This window comes from Methermicoccus shengliensis DSM 18856 (genome assembly GCF_000711905.1).
Classification (GTDB): domain Archaea; phylum Halobacteriota; class Methanosarcinia; order DSM-18856; family Methermicoccaceae; genus Methermicoccus; species Methermicoccus shengliensis.
In genome coordinates this window covers 164,199-181,563 of sequence record NZ_KL543983.1, presented here as the reverse complement: position 1 = coordinate 181,563, position 17,365 = coordinate 164,199, and the positions used below count along the sequence as shown (strand labels likewise).

The following is a 17,365-nucleotide window of genomic DNA, read 5'->3' as shown; positions in this document are numbered from 1 at the left end:
GCATTCGTAAGATTAATGAGCATTCACGCCCCACATTACAGGTATGAGTGCCAACAGATTGCTTGCCGTGGTGTGCATGCTCGCCCTTTTCGGGGCTGGATGTGCAGCTCCTCCCAGCGAGAGTACCAATGTCACCCCTCCCGCCAATGAGACGATAAACGCCACGCCCGCCGCCACGCCCGCCGCCACCGAGAGCCCCATGCCAAATGAGACGACTGTAGAGACGCCCTCACCAGCCGAGAACGTCAGCGAGACGCCCACCGAAAACCGCTCGGTGTACCTGATGAGCTACTCCCTCTCTCCAAGAAACCTCACAGTGTATGTGGGCACCAGTGTCAGCTTTGTGCACTACCAATCGCAGGGCTATCCCACGTTCGTGCTCGTGAGTGAAGAGGGACTCTGGGAGAACAAGACGATGACATATGGGGATGTGTTCACGTACACGTTCGATCAGCCCGGCGTATATCACTACTATGTGAGAGGGTATGGCGCTGCGATGAGGGGCGAGATAACGGTGTTAGAGCGTAAGTAGATGCGCACAACACTCACCACAGAGGGCAGCACCACCATCGAGGTGCCCCTGCTCGACGAGGATGCAGACTATCCTCCCTCCTCAGCAGAGGTGTTCTTCAACCCCTCCCAGAGGGTGAGCAGGGATATCACGGTGGCTGCAATGCACGTGCTCGGCGAGGGCATGAGCTATCTCGACGCCCTTGCCGCCACAGGCATCAGGGGGCTCAGGCTCGCAAACGAGGTAGAGGGCCTCGAGGTAACACTGTGCGACTGGAACCGTAGGGCAGTGGAGCTCATGAGAAGGAACGCACGGCGAGTGGGGAGAGAGGTGGAGGTGGTGCACGCAGATGCCACAGTGCTGATGAGGGAGAGGAGCTTTGATGTGGTGGACATAGACCCCTTCGGGTCTCCTGCACCCTTTCTCGACTGTGCGGCAAAATGCGCCCGCAGGTTTCTGTGGATTACTGCCACTGACAAGGCTCCTCTGTGTGGAGCACACCCAAAGGCAGCGCTCAGAAAGTATGCCGCCCACCCCCTCAACACCGAGTACCATGCAGAGGTGGGGCTGAGAACGCTGCTCTATGCGGTAGCATGTGCCCTCGCCAGATACCAGAAGGGCATGACCCCTCTCCTGAGCTTTTCCACGATGCACTACTACAGAACACTGGTGAGAGTGGAGAGAGGAAGAAAAAAGGCATATGAGAGCATGCGCCATGTGGGCCACATCCATCACTGCCACACATGTGGATACAGGAGATGGCAGGAGGGATTCTGCTCCCCTGCCGATGTATGTCCAGTGTGTGGTGCTGGGCTACACTACTGCGGACCGCTGTGGCTTGGAGCATACAAGGACGATTCTCTTTGTGAACAGATGATAGGAGAGCTGGAGCATATGAAGTGCAGTGAGGGTGCTGAGATGATGAGGCTGCTCAAGGAAGAGCTTCACGTCCCCACGTGCTATGACTACCACGTGATGGCAAGGCGAAGGTCCACATCGCCTCCACGGATGGATGCACTGCTCGAAAGGTTGCGGGCAATGGGATACAGGGCATCGAGAACACACTATGGAGGAACGCTGCTCAAGTGTGATGCTCCATCCGAACTCATGTGCACACTCCCATAGCAGCTCGCGAGCAGCATATACCCTCTCTTCACCCTGCTGTTTGCCTCATACCTGCTGCTCGAGTTCGTGAGCGGAAGGCTGGTTATGCACACATGCTCGTGGGCGCCCTGCTCTCCGTGGCTGGGCTGTATGCGTAGTTGGGTCGTATGCGATAGTATAATATCATTGAAGCAAAGATGAGAACACATGGAGCAGGCAGCAGAGGCGGCGCTCGACCTCTATGGAAGACCCATAAAGAAGGGGGACGCAGTGAAATACGTTGGGACGGGCACCACTGGAAAGGTGAAGGACATCCTGAAAGACTCAGAGGGCGTGTGGGTGATGCTGGACACCACCGAGCTACTCTACAAGCCAGAATACCTCGTGTATGAGGAAGAAGTGAAGAAAAGGCATGAGGAGGAGATTACCTACACGCTGGAGGAGATCATAAGGCTTCAGGAGCAGCGGGCTGAGAAGATGAGGGAGATAGAAGCCGACCACGAGAATATTGAGACTGGGGGCTAAGCGAGTTCGGCCATCCCCCTGCACATGAAGTAGATGGCTGCATACTCTGGAAGCTCGCATTCCCCCTGCTCCACATGCTCCCGCTCACCACAAAACTCCATCGTGCTGGGCTTGAGCATTCTCACCCTCACGGGGGCATCCGAAAAGGCAATGGCGTCCGAGAGAGGCTCAAACGTGCGCAAATCCTCCACCCCTCCTATGGGCACCACCCTAAGTCCAGTCTTTCCGTGAAGTGAGCCCTCCAGCCTTATGAGTCTCTTGATGTCTGTGCTCACGGGCTCGTCCACCTCACACAAGAGGGTGCGCACGCACCTCTCCAAAAGGGGGATGGTGAACTTCCTCGTGTCCCACAACGCAAGCTCCCCCACCCATCCCTCGGGAGGTTCTCCCCTTGCTATCCTGCGGGCGAGTGCGAGCAACCTCTCTGCCCTTTTCTTCCCCACCCCGGGGAACTTTTGAAGTGCCCTTAGCGCATCCTTTGGCTCCATGGCAGCATACTGGGCAATGTGCCGTCCAACACACCTCGCAAGTCTTGCCGACCATCCATGCCCCACCTTCCGCTGGCTCCACCTGTCCATCACATATCCAAGCTCGATGCCCGTCGCCCTCACATAGTCCACTATCTCCCTTCGCTCTGAGCTTCCAAGGGAGAGCACAGCCTCATCACGCACGTGCACATGGTATCCCCTTCCCCCAGAAAACACCACGTGTACATCCTCGAACCCGAAGTCATCCACGATGAGCTCGACGAGCTTTAGCGTCTCCTTTTTCACCAGCTCGAGCATCGCAGAGTACGATTGTGGTGCATCCCTCAGATGGTCAGCATCCAGGTCGAATATGAGCTCTGCTCCCCTCCACCCCTTTTTCTGCATGCTCTGTGCCGATGGGTTGGCATACAGGGCGGTGGAGTAGTATGCATGCATGGGAGCCTCACTCCTGAGAAACAGGAGCACATCATCGAATGTGGAAAAGCCCATGTGCCTTCTCACCACAAACGCAGGAAGGCTCTCGAACCTCACGAATGCCCACTCTCTCTCCCGTGCACGGGGTGGCTCTGGTATGTGAGCCCTTGCATAGTAGCTTCTGAATCTTCTCGACACAAACTCGAGCGTACGTCGGTTCATGCTTCGCCATCCTGTGAGCCAATGCCCTCTGAGTACAGCTCGTATGCAGCCACCAGAGCACCCAGGAGGATGGGGGCAAAGAAGAAGCCAGCGATACCTCCTGCGAGCCCGCCTCCGATGAAGGCGATGAGCAGCAGGAGAGGATGGATGCTCGTTTCTGAGCTCACGATGTATGGCCTTATCACCAGCTCTGCTGGAGCGTATATGCACAGCACACACACCACGAGAAACACCACGGCGTCTGGTAGCCCAAACTCGATGTACTTGTATATCGCGAGTGGCCCCACTATCATGGCACCAGAGAAGAGGGGAACGAGGGCTGCTATGAACACCAGAGATGAGAAGGCGAGGGTGCTCGGGATGCGAAAGTACGCAAACACCACCACAGAGATCAGCGTTACGATGGTGGCGGTATATATAGTGCCCATGAATATGCCCCTGAGGATGGAGTCCAGCCTCACCACGTAGCGCTCCAGCACCCCGGCGTGCTCCCTGGGCACGACCCTCATGAGGGAAGACACCAGCCTCTCACCATCTGCCAGGAGGAAATAGCACACGAACACCGAGATGAACATGTTGAGCACCAGCAGCCCAATCTCCCATGCATACCTTGTGATGGGAATGTTCCTCAACAGGGGAGCCACGGACTCGAGGGGTGTGGCAATGAGGCTCTGAGACCATCTCAAAAGCTCCACATATGCCCACTCTGGAAGCTCGAGCTGCAGTAGCGCTCGTGAGATATACACCCCCACCTCCTGATGATGCTCCACAAGGAAACGGACCCACCCCACAATCTCAATAAAGCCCAGTGTCAGTATCACCACTATGGGAAGTACCACACATGCAGTGGTCATAACAGAGGAGAACCTTCCGATGAGGGGCTTTCTGAGAAACCACCGCCTCAAGGGACGGCCCACATAAGCCAGCACGATGCCCAGCATCACACCATCTGCGAGGGGGGCTGCTATGTAGCCTATGAGTACCACGATGAGTGAGAGCATGATGGCGGCAGCCACCTTCCATCGATGCCTCAGCAATAGTCCGAGCCCATCATACTCATCCATCAATGCAATACTCATTCGAGGAGCATAAAAACGTGATGGGAGCTGATTACAGAGCAACTGCTGCTTACTAAGAGCACGTCGAAATAACGCCGTTAAAGCAAACACTTAAGGCTGTGGTCAGGCGTGTCCTTCACCATGCCAGAGAGAGACCACCACGTGCTCTGGACGTGCTACTTCGATGCCAGATGTACGAGGGCAATGGGAAGGAGGGTGCCAAGACGGCTTGCCACAAAAGAGGTGAGTGTAGAAGAACTCTCGAGGGCATGCGAGCAGCTTGGGCTCTCACCACGCGCCGAGGAGGGGGCGCGCCATCCACGCACATGGTGGATGATGGAGGGAAGGGTGCTCGTAGAAAAGAGGATGCCCAAGCAGAGGCTCATAAGGGAGGTTGCCCGCAGAATAAAGGACATGAAGAACACTATACAACACCCCTAAAGTGCAGCTTTGCCACCCTGCTTTGAGCCTCACGCCATGCGTGCGCTCGAGCTCATGGACATCCCGAAAACAACCTCTCAAACAGCTCGGTGTACTCCTGGGGGCGGGTGAGGTATCCGAGCACCTCGGGAGTTCTGAGCAGGGCATATATCTCCCTCTGCTTTGAGAGGTGCGCAAGCGATGTGTTGGTGGGGGGACAGTGCCTGATGGGGGGTACCCTGGTGTAGCTCTCGTTTCTCACAAAGCCCCTCTCTGTAAGGTAGTACGCACCTCCATGGTGCTCACGAATGGGCTCATAGTTGGAGCTGAAATCCCGAGATACGAGGTTTGCCATCCTCAACGTCTTGCGGGAGCGGTTGATGGTGATGTGCCCATAGTTGGGAGGAATGAGCACCTTGTCCCCTGCCCCTGCCTCCACCACTATCACATCCTCCACCACATCATAGTGCGAATCCTTCGGTCGCTGGAGCAGGTACACTGCCTCACCAGAGAGCACCTCGTACAGCTCGGGGTACGACAGAGTGGTGCCGGGCACAGGGGGATGGTAGTGTCCAGCTGTCTTCACATACTCACACCCCAGCCTCATCGGAGGAATCACCGTGATGTCATACCTCAGCCCATGTTCGAGCAGTGTATCCCTGTCCCTCCTTGAGAGTGCAAGGTCCCGATACATGTAGTAAAGCTCCATGCTGGGGTCTGCCTGCTCGAGCCACTTTCTGTCGTATATCACTGACTCCATGTCCCCAAGCAGCCTCACATCTGGCTCCACCAGCCTTCCCCCAAACTCCATGGTGCGCATATGCGTATGTTGGGGGGTATTGTTAAAACTTTGCCCGCACCGTCTCTCATAATACCATTGGCTTTTTATACCCTCCTCATGATTAAAGGGGCAAGCTTGCGAAGAGGTGCGTCCGTCCATGAAAAGACTATACACCACCGATATCAGGGATGCAGACGAGGGAGAGGAAGTGGCACTTAGGGGTTGGGTGCACGAGATAAGGGACCTCGGTGGAATACTGTTTCTCCTGCTAAGAGACCGTGAGGGAATAGCCCAGATCACTCTGGTGAAGAAAAAGACGTCAGAAGAGCTCATGAACACCGTGAGGGGGCTCTCGAGGGAGAGTGTGATATGGGTAAAAGGTAAGGTAAAGCAGGAAGACAAGGCTCCCATGGGCTACGAGGTCATCCCACAGGATATCGTGGTGCTCAACATCGCCGAATCGCCCCTTCCCCTTGACCCAACCGAGAAGGTGAGGGCAGACCTCGACACGAGGCTGGATGCGAGGTTCATGGACACCCGCACGAGAAGAGGTATGGCCATCTTCAGAATCAGACACCACATGCTACAGGCTACGAGAGAGTTTCTCTCGGAAGAGGGCTTCATAGAGATCACCACACCCAAGATAGTGGCATCTGCCACCGAGGGGGGCACAGCCCTGTTTCCGCTCTCATACTTCGACAAGGAGGCTTTCCTCAACCAGTCCCCCCAGCTCTTCAAGCAGCTCATGATGGCTGGTGGATTCGAAAAAGTGTTCGAGATAGGACCCATCTTCAGGGCAGAGGAGCACGATACCCGCCGCCACCTGAACGAAGCCACGTCGATAGACATCGAGCAGAGCTTTGTTGACCACAACGACGTGATGGAGGTGCTGGAGAGGCTCGTCTCCCACGTGTATGAGAGAGTGGCACAGGATGCCCAGAGGTGGCTGGATGTGCTTGGGGTGAAGCTCACCGTTCCAGAGGTGCCCTTCCAGCGGCTAACATACGACGAGGCGCTCGATATCGCCTCCAAGGTGGAACCCGAGCTGTGCTGGGGAGACGACCTCACCACCCAGTCGGAAAAGACCATCGGAGCCGAGGTGGGGGAGCACTACTTCATAGTGGACTGGCCCACCGATGCAAAGCCCTACTATGCCATGCCCCATGAGCACAAACCAGAGATATCAAAGAGCTTTGACCTGATGCACCCGAGGATGGAGCTTGCCTCTGGAACACAGCGGATACACCAGCATGCACTTCTGAAGGAGAGGATAGCGAGCAAGGGGCTCGAACCAGAGAGCTTTGAGTTCTATCTTCGGGCATTCAGGTATGGCATGCCCCCACATGCCGGCTGGGGGCTGGGGGCAGAGCGGCTGCTCATGACGATGCTCGAGCTGGACAACATCAGGGAGTGCGTGCTGTTTCCGAGGGACAGAAGAAGGCTCTCGCCATGAGGAGGTCGTATGCACATCGATGAGATTGTGGAGAAGGATGCAAGATACGTGATGCCAACCTATGGAAGGCTGAAGGTGGCGTTCGAACGGGGACGTGGTGCACTGCTGTACGACACAGAGGGGAGGGAGTACATCGACTTTGTGGCCGGCATCGCAGTGAACGTGCTGGGACACAGCCATCCAGCGCTCGTGGAGGCGCTGTGCGAGCAGGCCAAAAGCCTCATGCACACCTCGAACCTGTACTACATCGAGAAGCAGGCAGAGCTCGCAGAGAGGCTGTGCACAATCTCCCACATGGACAGGGTGTTCTTCTGCAACTCTGGAGCAGAGGCGATAGAGGGGGCAATGAAGCTCGCACGCAGGATAACGGGCAGAAGCAAGTTCGTGGCATGCGAGCACTCATTTCATGGACGCACCATTGGGGCGCTCTCCATCACCCACAAGCCAGAGGCGAGGCTACCCTTCATGCCCCTGCTGGATGCCGAGTTTGTGCCCTATGGGGATGCCGAGGCTGCAGCAGCTGCCATAGACGAGGATACAGCCGCCTTTGTGGTGGAGCCCGTACAGGGAGAGGGGGGTGTAAACATCCCCCCAAGGGATTTTCTGCCGGCAGTGAGAGATGCGTGTGATGATGCGGGGGCGCTGCTCGTGCTCGATGAGGTGCAGACTGGGTTTGGCAGGTGTGGCAGGTGGTTTGCGAAGGAGCACTTTGGGGTGGAGCCCGACATAATGACGTGTGCCAAGGCGATGGCTGGAGGGTTTCCCATGGGCGCCGTGCTGGCAAGGGAGGGCGTTAGCTTCTCGAGGGGTGAGCACGGCTCTACCTTTGCGGGAAGCCCCCTCGCGTGTGCGTGTGCGCTCGCCACCATCCACACAATCGAGAGCGAGCACCTGATAGAGAGGGCGGAGCGACTCGGAAGGTACTTCCTCCAGCAGTTGAGAGGCGTTGAGAGCGTGCTCGGATGCAAGGTGGTGGAGGCAAGGGGCATGGGGCTCATGCTGGCGCTCGAGATGGATGGACAGTGCGCCAGCGTGGTGGATGCCGCCCTTGCCAATGGGCTACTGTTCAACTGCACCGCTGGACGGGTGCTTCGGTTTGTGCCCCCTCTGGTGATAGAAAAGGAGCACATCGATAGAGCTATTAACTTTCTTAGAGAGAATCCATAGTATCATGGCCGAAATTCACGAGACAGAGCTTCCCGGTGTGGGAAAAAAGTACACGATGGAGACCAAGGAGCACGGCAGGATAGTGGTGGTCATTCACTCCACCGGGCAGCGAGACCTCTACCTGTTCGAAAAGTGCTGTGAGGAGCCCAGCGCCTCCATGACCCTGTCCGATGAGGAGGCACGGCTGCTTGGGGCAGTGCTCGAGGGGGCTTACTACCAGCCACTGGTGACGGAGAACCTCGAGCTGGTGATGGAGGGGCTCACCATCACATGGGTAAAGGTGGAGGAGGGCTCTCCCCTCGCCAACAACACGATTGCACACCTTCAGATCAGAAAGCTCACTGGCGTGTCCATAATCGCCATCATAAGGGGAGAGGAGCGAATACCCAATCCCTCACCAGACATCATGTTGCAGCCAGGGGACACACTGGTGTGCATAGGCACGAGAGAGCAGTTCGATGCGTTCAAGAGGCAGTTTGGCGTAGCGTGACATGGAGAGCATTTTAACAATAGGGCTGGTGCTGCTCTCGCTGGGCATGGGGGGGCTCGTGGCGGCGAGGCTCAGGCAGTCCGTAATCCCGGCATACATACTCGTGGGGTTGCTGCTTGGGCCCCACGGGCTCTCGCTCGTGCACCCCTCTGCACTCCTGGATGCATTCGCCACGCTGGGGCTCGTGCTCCTGTTGCTCTTCATAGGGCTGGAGTTCTCGCTCAAGCAGCTTCTCGGCTCGTACAAGGACATCACCTCCTCTGGCACGATAGACCTCGTGTTAAACGTGGGGGCTGGAGTGCTGATAGGCTACATCGCTGGACTCGGGCTATATGAGGTGCTGTTCATCGCCGGCATCGTGTACATCAGCAGCTCTGGCATCGTGGCCAAGGCCCTCGTGGACTTCAGAAAGCTCGCCAACCCCGAGGCAGAGGTGATTCTCGGGATAATGGTGTTCGAGGACCTTGTAATGGCAGTGTACATGGCGCTGCTCATCGCCCTCGTGAGCAAGCACAATGGAATCGGGGGGATTGCCATTGCCATCGTGCTCATAATGCTGTTTCTAATAGCCACCGCCCTCCTCTCGAGAAGGTTCAGCCACATCGTCTCGAGGGCAATTGACATCCCGTCTGAGGAGCTGTTCTTGCTCACCGTGCTGGGCACCGCACTGCTATTTTCGGTGCTCGCCTCGAGGTTCGGCATCTCGGAGGCAGTGGGAGCGTTTCTGTTCGGGCTGCTGCTCTCCGAAACGGAGCACGCAGAGCGGGTGAAGGAAAGGCTGCTGCCCATCAAGGACGTGTTTGCATCCATATTCTTCTTCTCGTTTGGGCTGATAATAGACCCGAGGATGCTCATTGCACTCGCACCCCTGCTCGCCCTCTCGGTGGCAATCGGGCTATTGTCCAAGGTCGTGGGCGGCGTGGTGGCAGGGCACCTGCGTGGACTTAGCGGCAGGGCTTCGCTCGCCACTGGTATGAGCATCACGCCGAGGGGGGAGTTCTCTCTCGTGCTCTCCCAGCTCGCCGTGGCATCGGGCATGAGCTACTTCGTCGCTTCCTTTACCGCTGGCTTCGTGCTGCTGACCTCTATAATGGGGGTGATGCTCACAAGGTACTCGGACGCACTGTATGCCAGCGCTGCAAAGATTGCACTCAGAGCACGCCGAGCTCGCTGAGCCGCTCTGGCAGATACTCCGTGCTCACATACTCGAGTCCACGCTTGGCAAATGCCTGCTGCTCAGCCTTCTTGTTTTCCTCGAGCTGGAGGTTGAGCTGTCTTTTCCAGTACGGTGTATCAAACCGCGGGTCAGAGAGCTCGCTTCTGAGCGCCCTTATGTCCTGCTCGGTGAGCCTGTCGGTGGGCAGCTCATATCTACCGATGTCCTCTGGCTGCACCCCAAGGAACATCGCGGAAGGCGTCGCCATGTACTCCGAGAGGTGGGCACTCTTTATCGCTCCATACGCAATGGAGGCATATATCCGATAGCTCCATGGGTCTCCATCGGTAAACACCACGATGGGCAGCCCAAGCTCATCGTTGAGGCGTCTCAAAAGCCTCCTGGTGCTGCGGGCTGGCTGACCCTTGAGGTGCACGAGCAGTGCATCGTGCTGTTCATCGAACCCATTTTCTATGAGCCTCGCATACATGCCGCCAGTCTCGATGGCGAGCACGAACTTGGCATCGCACTCCAAAAACTCCACCCTATCGACATCGAAGGGAATCTGATAGCCCACCTCTCCCACATCATCCTGACAGTGAATATCTCTTACGCCCCGCCTCGTTGCCTCCCTCACCCTTATGGGCCCATACATCGAGGCGCCATCCTCCTCTGGACGCATGTGGAAAAACTCCCGCTGAAGTCCAGTGAGTATCTCGATGTCCTCCACCAGTCTGTCGCTCTCTGGCTGCTCCTTGAACTTGGCGGGCCCCCAGCCCTCTGATATGTAGTAAAGCTCTCGCAGCGTGGAGCTCCTGCCGTTCTTCAGATGCTCCTCGAGCAGCAGGTGCACTGTGTATGCGAGCTTTAGCAGGCTCTTTGCTCCCCTGATGGTCTTGAACGAGCGCAAGGTGGTATCACTGCCATACACCCACACATCAGAGTGCTCATCGAGCTCGATGTTGGTCTTCACCCGTGTGGGAAGCTCGAGGCTCGGCACCTCCCCCCTGCTGAGCTGGTCATAGAAGCGCTCCACAAGGGCAATCAGCCTCTCGGCTGCGGTTTTGTTTCTCTCATCGGTGCTCATTGCTCACCCTCCAGCGCCCTTGCTCCTATGACCATCTCCCCATCGAGCCCCTCGACAAATCGCTCGGAGTGGTTGGGGTCTCCATCTCTCACCACATATGTCAGCTCGCGGCGCTCTCCAGCCCTGAGCGTGAGCTTCCACCTATGCTCATACACACCATCCACCGAGGTGCTCTTTGGTGCTGGAGTGGCATCCTCCACCTTATATGCTGCCACCTCTCTCAGCACGAAGCTCTGCTTGAGCTCCGAATGGTTGACGATGGGCATCACCACCTTGTAGCCACCGAGGGTGGGCTCCACCAGCCTGTCGATGTGCACCTTGCCCATCACCTTGGCTATCACGGGCTCAAGGCTGGGCTCTGGTCTCGACAGTATCTCGGACACCTTTCTGCTCATCAGTGGAAGCAGCTTCTTGATTATCACCTCCTTCTGCCTGCGCTTGGCGAGCACCTCCCGCCTTGAAAGATATGCCCTGAGCTTTCTGCCAGCATCCTTCAGCGCCTGCTTCACCTCATAGACGATTTCGGGCACCTCGGCAACCGCCTCCTTGGACTCCGACGTGAATGGCACGTTCACACTTGCCACGTGCACCAGTATGAGCACGGGACCCGAGGGCACACTGCCCGCTGACTGGCTTAGGGAGTACTGCCTCCAGTTTATGTCCTCGATTGCCCTCGTCAGGGCACATCCCCCTTGCTGATACAGCAATGGCACCCTGTTGGCAAACCTGAGGATGGTGGCCCTGTCATCCGAGGATAGGGTGCCACCATAGGCAACCGCCACCTCCACGAGGAAGGGAAAACCGCGGTATGCAGAGGGTGGACGGCTGGATGTGGCTATGAAGTCCACCTCATATTCCTTTCTTATGCCCTCCCTTATGAGGGGCTCCGTGATGGGTGAGAGGCACTCGGTGGGAGGTGCCTTCACCTTGAGCGAGGGGCTGTGCATCGCAGCATACAGCTTCTTTATCTCCTCCTTTTCAAGCCCCTTTGGCGCCCTCGTGCCCTCGATGCCAGCAAGCTCACATATGTTCTTTGCCGTGAGCCTGCCCACGCTGGAAAAGGTGTCTATTAGAAATGCCTCCAGTGTTGGATGCTCTGACTGTCGTACGAGCTTGAGCAGCGTTCCAAGCTCGATGCCATGGGGATGAATCTTAATCTCGCTTGGAGGCTTGGGCATCACATCGGTCGCCCTCTCGAACACCACCTCGTTGCCATCTGGCTCCCTGAGCACAATTCTGGCATGGGGGTTCACGATTGCCGTGGAGCGCAGATACTCGTACACCGACTGCCTTCTTGCCCGCACATACGAGCCAGAAAGCTCCAGCTCCACTCTCGTTCCCCTCGGCCTGTCCCAGTCCACCACCTCATCTCTCACCACCTCTGGCTCGTTGGTGCTGGTGTTGATGAGCAGCTCATAGAGGTGGGCTGGACTCCTCAGCCCGGGCTTGGATATGATGCGCGTGGGGGTGCCAGTGGAGAGCTGGGCATGCAGCACCGCGCCAGAGATTCCAATCCCCTGCTGACCCCTTGACTGCCTGAGAGCATGAAACCTCGAGCCGTACAGCAGTTTTCCAAATATCCTCGGTATCTGCTCCTTCACGATGCCCGGGCCATTATCCTCCACCACCACCCTGTATATGCCTTCCCCCCTCTGGCTTATCTCCACGAGAATGTTGGGAAGCACGCCCGCATCCTCGCAGGCATCCAGTGCGTTGTCCACTGCCTCTTTCACGGTGTTGAGCAGTGCCTTGGGGGCTGAGTCAAAGCCCAGTATGTGGCGGTTCTTCTCGAAGAACTCGGCTATCGATATGGAGCGCTGTTTCTTTGCAAGCTCCTCCGCTATCCTCGCATCCATCCCCTTCCCTCTGAGCCACTTGCACTTTACTTATACCTCATATATCAACATTGGCACTACCCGCTCATGAGCCTATAGAATTCGAACAGCTCCATCGCAACATCTCGTCCAAACCTTCTGTCCACCTCATCGAGCAGGGCTTGCACGTGGTCTGGGTGTGCACAGTGCAGGCTCTCCTCTCCCCTCCTGACCTGCTCTACGAGGTACTCGAGTTCCTCATCGGATAGCGACCTCAGTCCCTCCGCAACCTGCTCGTGGCTCAGGCGGTAGTGCACCCACAAAGGGGGAAGAATGGAGCGAAAGCCAGAGCCGACGTGCTCACACACGGGAACATCGGTACCGCCCGCAAGCTTTCTGAGTATGCTCAGGTCGTACTCACTGAGTTCCCTTGCCATCTAAAGTCCCTCGACCAGCTTGTATATATCGAAGACCTCCAGCGCAGCCTCCCTTCCCAGCCTCTCATCCACCACGTCGAGGAACGCCTCCACATACTCTGGCTCGAGTCTGCTCAGGCTCTCTTTGCCCTCGCGCACCAGCCCAACCACAAAGGAGAGCTCCTCATCGCTCAGCCTTGAAAGCCTCTCGGCAAAGTCCTGTACAGAGGCAGAGTGATGGTTGGCGAGAGGGGGCAGAATAGCGTGATACCTCTTTGCCTTCTCCTCTGGGTCATCTACCGAGCCCTCGATGAGCTTGGAGAGCAGCCTCATCTCGTCCTCGTCAAGCTGTCTTGCCATGCACACCCTCCATGATGCGCTCGATATTCCACTCCAGATACTTGGCACCGCTTCTCCTTATGAATGTGTTACACACCTCCTTAGGGTCCCCCTCTGCCTTTATCCTTCCAGACTCTATCCATACCACCCTGTGGGCAATCTCCTTCATGAAGTCCATGTGATGGCTCACGATGATGAATGAGGTTCCCCTCTCGGCATTCAGCCGCTTCATGTAGTTGGCAACCTCCCGCAGGGTGATGGGGTCGATGTCCCCAAAGGGCTCGTCCAGAATGAGCAGCTCTGGGTTGGATGCCATCTGAAGGGCGAGCATCGCTCTCACCTTCTCCCCTCCAGAGAGGTGCTCTGATGTGCAGTCGAGGATGTCGAGGGAAAGTCCGAGCGCCTCGAACACGGGCTCTGCATACTTTCTCGCCTCGATGGCGGGAAACGCCGGAAAGAGCCTCGTAAACACCTCTGGCTCAAGCCCCATCTCTCTCAACCTCTCCCGCACCTCATCGGGCTGCATGTCCATGAGCACATACAGGGAGTCAAGCAGCATATCGCCAATCCCCATCTCCACTGCCCTCTTTCTTGCCTCCTCCACGGCTTTTGGCCCCTTCACACCAAGCCTGAAGGCAATCTGGGTGAGCAGGGTGGAGTGAGGGGAAAGGGCAAACTCCTGATACATTATACCGAGCCTTCTTCTGACCTCCATCCTCTCGCGGGAATACGTCGTGAGCTCCACCCACCTGCCATCGAGGTTGAACTGCACGCTGCCCGCATCTGGGCTGAGCACGCCAGCGAGCATCTTCATGAGCGTGGTCTTCCCACCACCGCTGTTGCCCACTATCCCAAGAATCTCACCCCTTCTCACAGAGATGCCGATGTCCCTCATGTTGAGCACCTCGCCAGCGCTCAGCAAACGGTAGCGCTTGGCAAGCCCATTGCCCCTCAGGAGCGTCTCATCTGAGCGCATGGGAGGTAGTGGGGCAGCGGGCGGCATCTCGCTGAGAAACTCCCGCAGCACCTCAAGGGGCTCTCCCTTTGCCCTCACCTTTCCCTCTTCCAGCCAGAGCACCCTGTCCGAGACATAGGCAATCACCTCCGGCAGATGGGAGACCAGCACGATGGGGATTTGCGTCTCTTCCCTCACCTTGAGGATGGTATCGAGCACCTCCTGCTTGGTCTTGGGGCACGTCATCGTGGCGGGCTCATCGAGCAACAGAAGCCTCGGGTTCTTGGCAAGCTGCCTTGCGAGCAGCACGCGCTGCTTTTCACCGCCGCTGAGCACAAACGCCATGTGGTGCTTCTTGTGGAGGAGCCCCACCATTGCAAGATACTTCTCTGCACTTCGAGCAAGCTCCTCATACTCATCAGAGTCCTTTGGTGGCAGTGCCTCATACCCATATCGGTTTGCATAGAGCCTGCGCATCACATTTTCCAGCGCAGACTCAGTCCAGAGTCCAAACGAGCGCTGCAGATGGATGGCCGTTGCCCACTGAAGCCACTTCATCTCCCCCTCGGAGGAGTCGGGCGTTATCTGACGCTGGTCGAGGTCTATCACTCCTCCATCAAAGGGCTCTATCCCCTTGAGAATGCGCATGAGCGTTGACTTGCCTCCTCCACTCCTTCCTATGATGCCCAGTATCTCCCCATCGTCCACCTTGAAGCTGACACCATCAAGAGCCCTGATACGCCTTGAGTCCACCTCATACTCCTTCACGATGCCATCTACAAGCAGCATGTCATTCCCACCTCATACCTCGATGAGCCTGAGGTCGCAGTACCCAATAGCCGTGCATATTCAGGTCGGGCCCTTCAGTCAGGTATAATGCCCTCACCTGTGAATATCGCCTTTGCCTCCTCGAAGGTGAGGTCCTCGGGTGGCACCACCACATCAGAGGGTCGGAGAATGTCCCCTGCCAGAGGTTCGCCTCTGTGCCTGACCTCAAAGATGAGCCTTGCAAGCCCTTCCTCAAAACCCTTCTCATCCCCCCGCTCTATTGCCCTCACGATCTCGTTATCTATCTCATTTAGCACCTCGACGTCCTCATCGGGAAGCACATACTGCCCCTCGCCCATCAGCCTGACTATCATGCTCTCAATCCTCCTTAGCCTCAGACTTTAGCCGCTCAAGCTCCCTCTCGAGCTCTGCACTCGCCGATAGCTCCTCGAGCTTGGAATCGATGTCGTCCTCACGTACGGAGAGGTCATCCAGCACGCCGCTCTCCATTAGCTCGTCCAGTGCCTCTGCCCTTGCACTCATCTGCTCTGTCTTTTCCTCTGCCCTCTCCAGTGCGAGCCCAACATCCGCCATCTCCTCAGAGATGCCAGAGAGGGATTCTGCCACCTCGCTCTTCGCCTCGGCTGCAGTGTACCTCGCCTTGAGCACTTCCTTTCTTGCCCTGAAGAGCTCTATCTTCTGGGCAAGCTTGCCATGGGTGTGCTCCAGCCTCTGCTGCTCTGCGGTGAGCGTGGCTATCTCTCCATCGAGCTGTGATATCTGGGAGCGCAGGGCAATCTTCCTCTCGAGGGCGACCCTTGCAAGCTCTTCCTTACCCATCTCCACAGCCCTTCTTGCCTGTACATCGAGCTTTTCCATCTGAGCCTCCAGCTTTCTCTTCTGGATCTCAAGCCTCTTTTTCGACGTGGCAACCCGTGCAATGCCCTTTCTAACCTCTCTTATCAGCTCGAGCTGCTTCTCATAGGAGTAGTCCAGCACTTCCCTCGGGTCCTCATACCTATCCAAAAGCTTGCTTGCCTTTGTTTTCACGATGAGCCCCATCCTGCTCAGTATCCCCATGCGCCTCACCACTCCAACTTGTACGGGCAACGATAAAAGGATGTCGAAACTCACATCGATACCTATTTAAATAAGTACACATGAGTTCAGAATATGAACCTTTCTTCCAATGAAAAAAGAGTCATGAAACTGTTGTTAGCCAATGGAAGGGCCACGGACACTGAGATCAGCCGTCAGATTGGACTTTCCACAACGGGTGTGGGAAAGATAAGGAAGAAGCTCGAGGCAAGGGGGCTCATAGAGAGATATGGACTGGAGCTTGATATCGAGGCGTTGGGACTTGCCGTGCTGACAGTGGTGCGCTACAGAGTTCTGAGCAAAGCATGGCAGAAGCATGGCGAGCGCGTTAATGATATCCTCGCCTCATCTCCCAACTGTGTGGCGTGCATACGGCTTCATGGCGGAAATGCCACCCACCTGGTGGCATACGTGTTCAGCGACATACGCTCTGCCGAAGACTACCTAAGCGCCGTGCAGAGTGAGCTGTGCGACTACCTCGAGGTGAGAGAGGTGTGCCACCTGCTCGTTCACGATGTGCTCAAGAACGACACATCGGGTCTGGTGGCATCTGCTCTTGATATGGAGGGAGAGGCATGATGCTGAGTGAGAACGAGCGCAAGGTGCTCCAGGAGCTCATAATAAACTCCAGAGCCACGGACACAGAGGTCAGCAGCAGGACGGGCATATCCACCACAGGTGTGGGAAAGATAAGAAAGAAGCTCGAGAACAGCAGACTCATACGCAGGTACGTGCCCCATCTTTCCCTCGAGAAGCTGGGGTTTGAGAGCATCGTGCTGCTCGTGCTGAGAATAGAGGACACGGAAGATGCACTCTCGCTATTTGACAGTCCCAACCTAATCTCCGCTCTCAGGCTGTGCACGAGCGAGCGCACCCACCTCGCCCTGTATGCCTTCAAAGACACCATGCAGGCAAGTCATTTCGTGCACTCCCTGCGCAGAGAGAACTACGGCACCCTCGAGGTGGTGGAGGCTCACATTCTCTCGCCAAGGAACGTGATAAAGCCACTGAGCCTGTGTGTGATGCTGGAGCCCATAGAGGGGTGCGACCTCGTGGCAAAGCTCAGGGGATGAGAGGCAGAGGCAATCTCAGGGGCAAG

At 56.8% G+C, this 17,365-nt stretch carries 20 protein-coding genes; 10 read left to right on the top strand and 10 right to left on the bottom strand.

Annotated features, from left to right (window positions below; translation table 11 throughout):
* Positions 1–43: 43 nt before the first annotated feature.
* The 3 genes from BP07_RS07470 to BP07_RS07460 all read left to right on the top strand — a co-directional run bounded on the left by BP07_RS07470 (position 44) and on the right by BP07_RS07460 (position 2,140).
* Positions 44–532: a cupredoxin domain-containing protein gene (locus BP07_RS07470; RefSeq protein ID WP_157203153.1), complete on the top strand. Its 489-nt coding sequence runs from the start codon at positions 44–46 to the stop codon at positions 530–532.
* The gene (locus BP07_RS07465; protein WP_042687513.1) at positions 533–1,636 is read left to right on the top strand and encodes a tRNA (guanine(10)-N(2))-dimethyltransferase; all 1,104 of its coding nucleotides are present in this window, start codon (positions 533–535) and stop codon (positions 1,634–1,636) included.
* Between the two features lie 186 nt (positions 1,637–1,822).
* Entirely contained in the window at positions 1,823–2,140 is a 318-nt protein-coding gene (locus BP07_RS07460) for a DUF2098 domain-containing protein (RefSeq protein ID WP_042687511.1), read from the top strand.
* Here BP07_RS07460 and priS read toward each other — a convergent pair.
* Both priS and BP07_RS07450 read right to left on the bottom strand, forming a co-directional pair.
* Positions 2,137–3,264 carry a DNA primase catalytic subunit PriS gene (gene priS / locus BP07_RS07455; protein WP_052353344.1) on the bottom strand — a complete coding sequence of 376 codons (1,128 nt, stop codon included), beginning with the start codon at positions 3,262–3,264 and terminating at the stop codon, positions 2,137–2,139. The two genes, BP07_RS07460 and priS, sit on opposite strands and share 4 nt — an antisense overlap.
* A complete protein-coding gene (locus BP07_RS07450; RefSeq protein ID WP_052353343.1) occupies positions 3,261–4,328 on the bottom strand; it encodes an AI-2E family transporter in 1,068 nt (355 codons plus the stop codon). Before BP07_RS07450 ends, priS begins: the two co-directional genes overlap by 4 nt.
* 135 nt (positions 4,329–4,463) lie before the next feature.
* Between BP07_RS07450 and BP07_RS07445 the strand changes: the two genes are divergently transcribed.
* The gene (locus BP07_RS07445; protein ID WP_042687874.1) at positions 4,464–4,763 is read left to right on the top strand and encodes a signal recognition particle subunit SRP19/SEC65 family protein; all 300 of its coding nucleotides are present in this window, start codon (positions 4,464–4,466) and stop codon (positions 4,761–4,763) included.
* Between the two features lie 52 nt (positions 4,764–4,815).
* Here BP07_RS07445 and BP07_RS07440 read toward each other — a convergent pair whose 3' ends face one another.
* A complete protein-coding gene (locus tag BP07_RS07440; RefSeq protein WP_042687507.1) occupies positions 4,816–5,562 on the bottom strand; it encodes a glucose-6-phosphate isomerase family protein in 747 nt (248 codons plus the stop codon).
* Positions 5,563–5,680: 118 nt separating this feature from the next.
* Between BP07_RS07440 and aspS the strand changes: the two genes are divergently transcribed.
* The 4 genes from aspS to BP07_RS07420 are packed head-to-tail and all read left to right on the top strand — an operon-like array spanning position 5,681 to position 9,807.
* Positions 5,681–6,976 carry an aspartate--tRNA(Asn) ligase gene (gene aspS, locus BP07_RS07435; RefSeq protein WP_042687504.1) on the top strand — a complete coding sequence of 432 codons (1,296 nt, stop codon included), beginning with the start codon at positions 5,681–5,683 and terminating at the stop codon, positions 6,974–6,976.
* Positions 6,977–6,985: 9 nt separating this feature from the next.
* A complete protein-coding gene (locus BP07_RS07430; RefSeq protein WP_042687501.1) occupies positions 6,986–8,143 on the top strand; it encodes an acetylornithine transaminase in 1,158 nt (385 codons plus the stop codon).
* Positions 8,144–8,147: 4 nt separating this feature from the next.
* Positions 8,148–8,633, top strand: a complete 486-nt coding sequence (locus tag BP07_RS07425; RefSeq protein ID WP_042687497.1) for a cation:proton antiporter regulatory subunit — start codon at positions 8,148–8,150, stop codon at positions 8,631–8,633.
* 1 nt (position 8,634) lies between these two features.
* Positions 8,635–9,807, top strand: a complete 1,173-nt coding sequence (locus tag BP07_RS07420) for a cation:proton antiporter (RefSeq protein WP_052353342.1) — start codon at positions 8,635–8,637, stop codon at positions 9,805–9,807.
* Here BP07_RS07420 and BP07_RS07415 read toward each other — a convergent pair.
* From BP07_RS07415 to BP07_RS07385, 7 genes are all read right to left on the bottom strand, one after another.
* Positions 9,785–10,876, bottom strand: a complete 1,092-nt coding sequence (locus tag BP07_RS07415) for a DNA topoisomerase IV subunit A (RefSeq protein WP_042687495.1) — start codon at positions 10,874–10,876, stop codon at positions 9,785–9,787. The two genes, BP07_RS07420 and BP07_RS07415, sit on opposite strands and share 23 nt — an antisense overlap.
* Positions 10,873–12,732, bottom strand: coding sequence for a DNA topoisomerase VI subunit B (locus BP07_RS07410; RefSeq protein ID WP_042687492.1), 1,860 nt, complete (start codon positions 12,730–12,732; stop codon positions 10,873–10,875). The genes BP07_RS07415 and BP07_RS07410 overlap by 4 nt, the downstream gene beginning before the upstream one ends.
* A 56-nt stretch (positions 12,733–12,788) precedes the next feature.
* Entirely contained in the window at positions 12,789–13,127 is a 339-nt protein-coding gene (locus BP07_RS07405) for a hypothetical protein (RefSeq protein WP_042687490.1), read from the bottom strand.
* The gene (locus tag BP07_RS07400) at positions 13,128–13,466 is read right to left on the bottom strand and encodes a hypothetical protein (protein ID WP_042687488.1); all 339 of its coding nucleotides are present in this window, start codon (positions 13,464–13,466) and stop codon (positions 13,128–13,130) included. It lies immediately after the preceding gene.
* A complete protein-coding gene (locus BP07_RS07395) occupies positions 13,450–15,189 on the bottom strand; it encodes an ATP-binding cassette domain-containing protein (protein WP_042687486.1) in 1,740 nt (579 codons plus the stop codon). The genes BP07_RS07400 and BP07_RS07395 overlap by 17 nt, the downstream gene beginning before the upstream one ends.
* A 74-nt stretch (positions 15,190–15,263) precedes the next feature.
* Positions 15,264–15,542 carry a PspA-associated protein PspAA gene (gene pspAA, locus BP07_RS07390; RefSeq protein WP_042687484.1) on the bottom strand — a complete coding sequence of 93 codons (279 nt, stop codon included), beginning with the start codon at positions 15,540–15,542 and terminating at the stop codon, positions 15,264–15,266.
* Between the two features lie 4 nt (positions 15,543–15,546).
* The gene (locus BP07_RS07385; protein WP_245597081.1) at positions 15,547–16,278 is read right to left on the bottom strand and encodes a PspA/IM30 family protein; all 732 of its coding nucleotides are present in this window, start codon (positions 16,276–16,278) and stop codon (positions 15,547–15,549) included.
* 63 nt (positions 16,279–16,341) lie between these two features.
* On the opposite strand from BP07_RS07385, the gene BP07_RS07380 reads away from it, so the two are divergent.
* Both BP07_RS07380 and BP07_RS07375 read left to right on the top strand, forming a co-directional pair.
* Positions 16,342–16,845: an Lrp/AsnC family transcriptional regulator gene (locus BP07_RS07380; protein WP_084174170.1), complete on the top strand. Its 504-nt coding sequence runs from the start codon at positions 16,342–16,344 to the stop codon at positions 16,843–16,845.
* Complete coding sequence (locus BP07_RS07375) at positions 16,842–17,339, top strand: Lrp/AsnC family transcriptional regulator (protein WP_042687477.1); 498 nt, start codon at positions 16,842–16,844, stop codon at positions 17,337–17,339. The genes BP07_RS07380 and BP07_RS07375 overlap by 4 nt, the downstream gene beginning before the upstream one ends.
* Positions 17,340–17,365 lie beyond the last annotated feature (26 nt).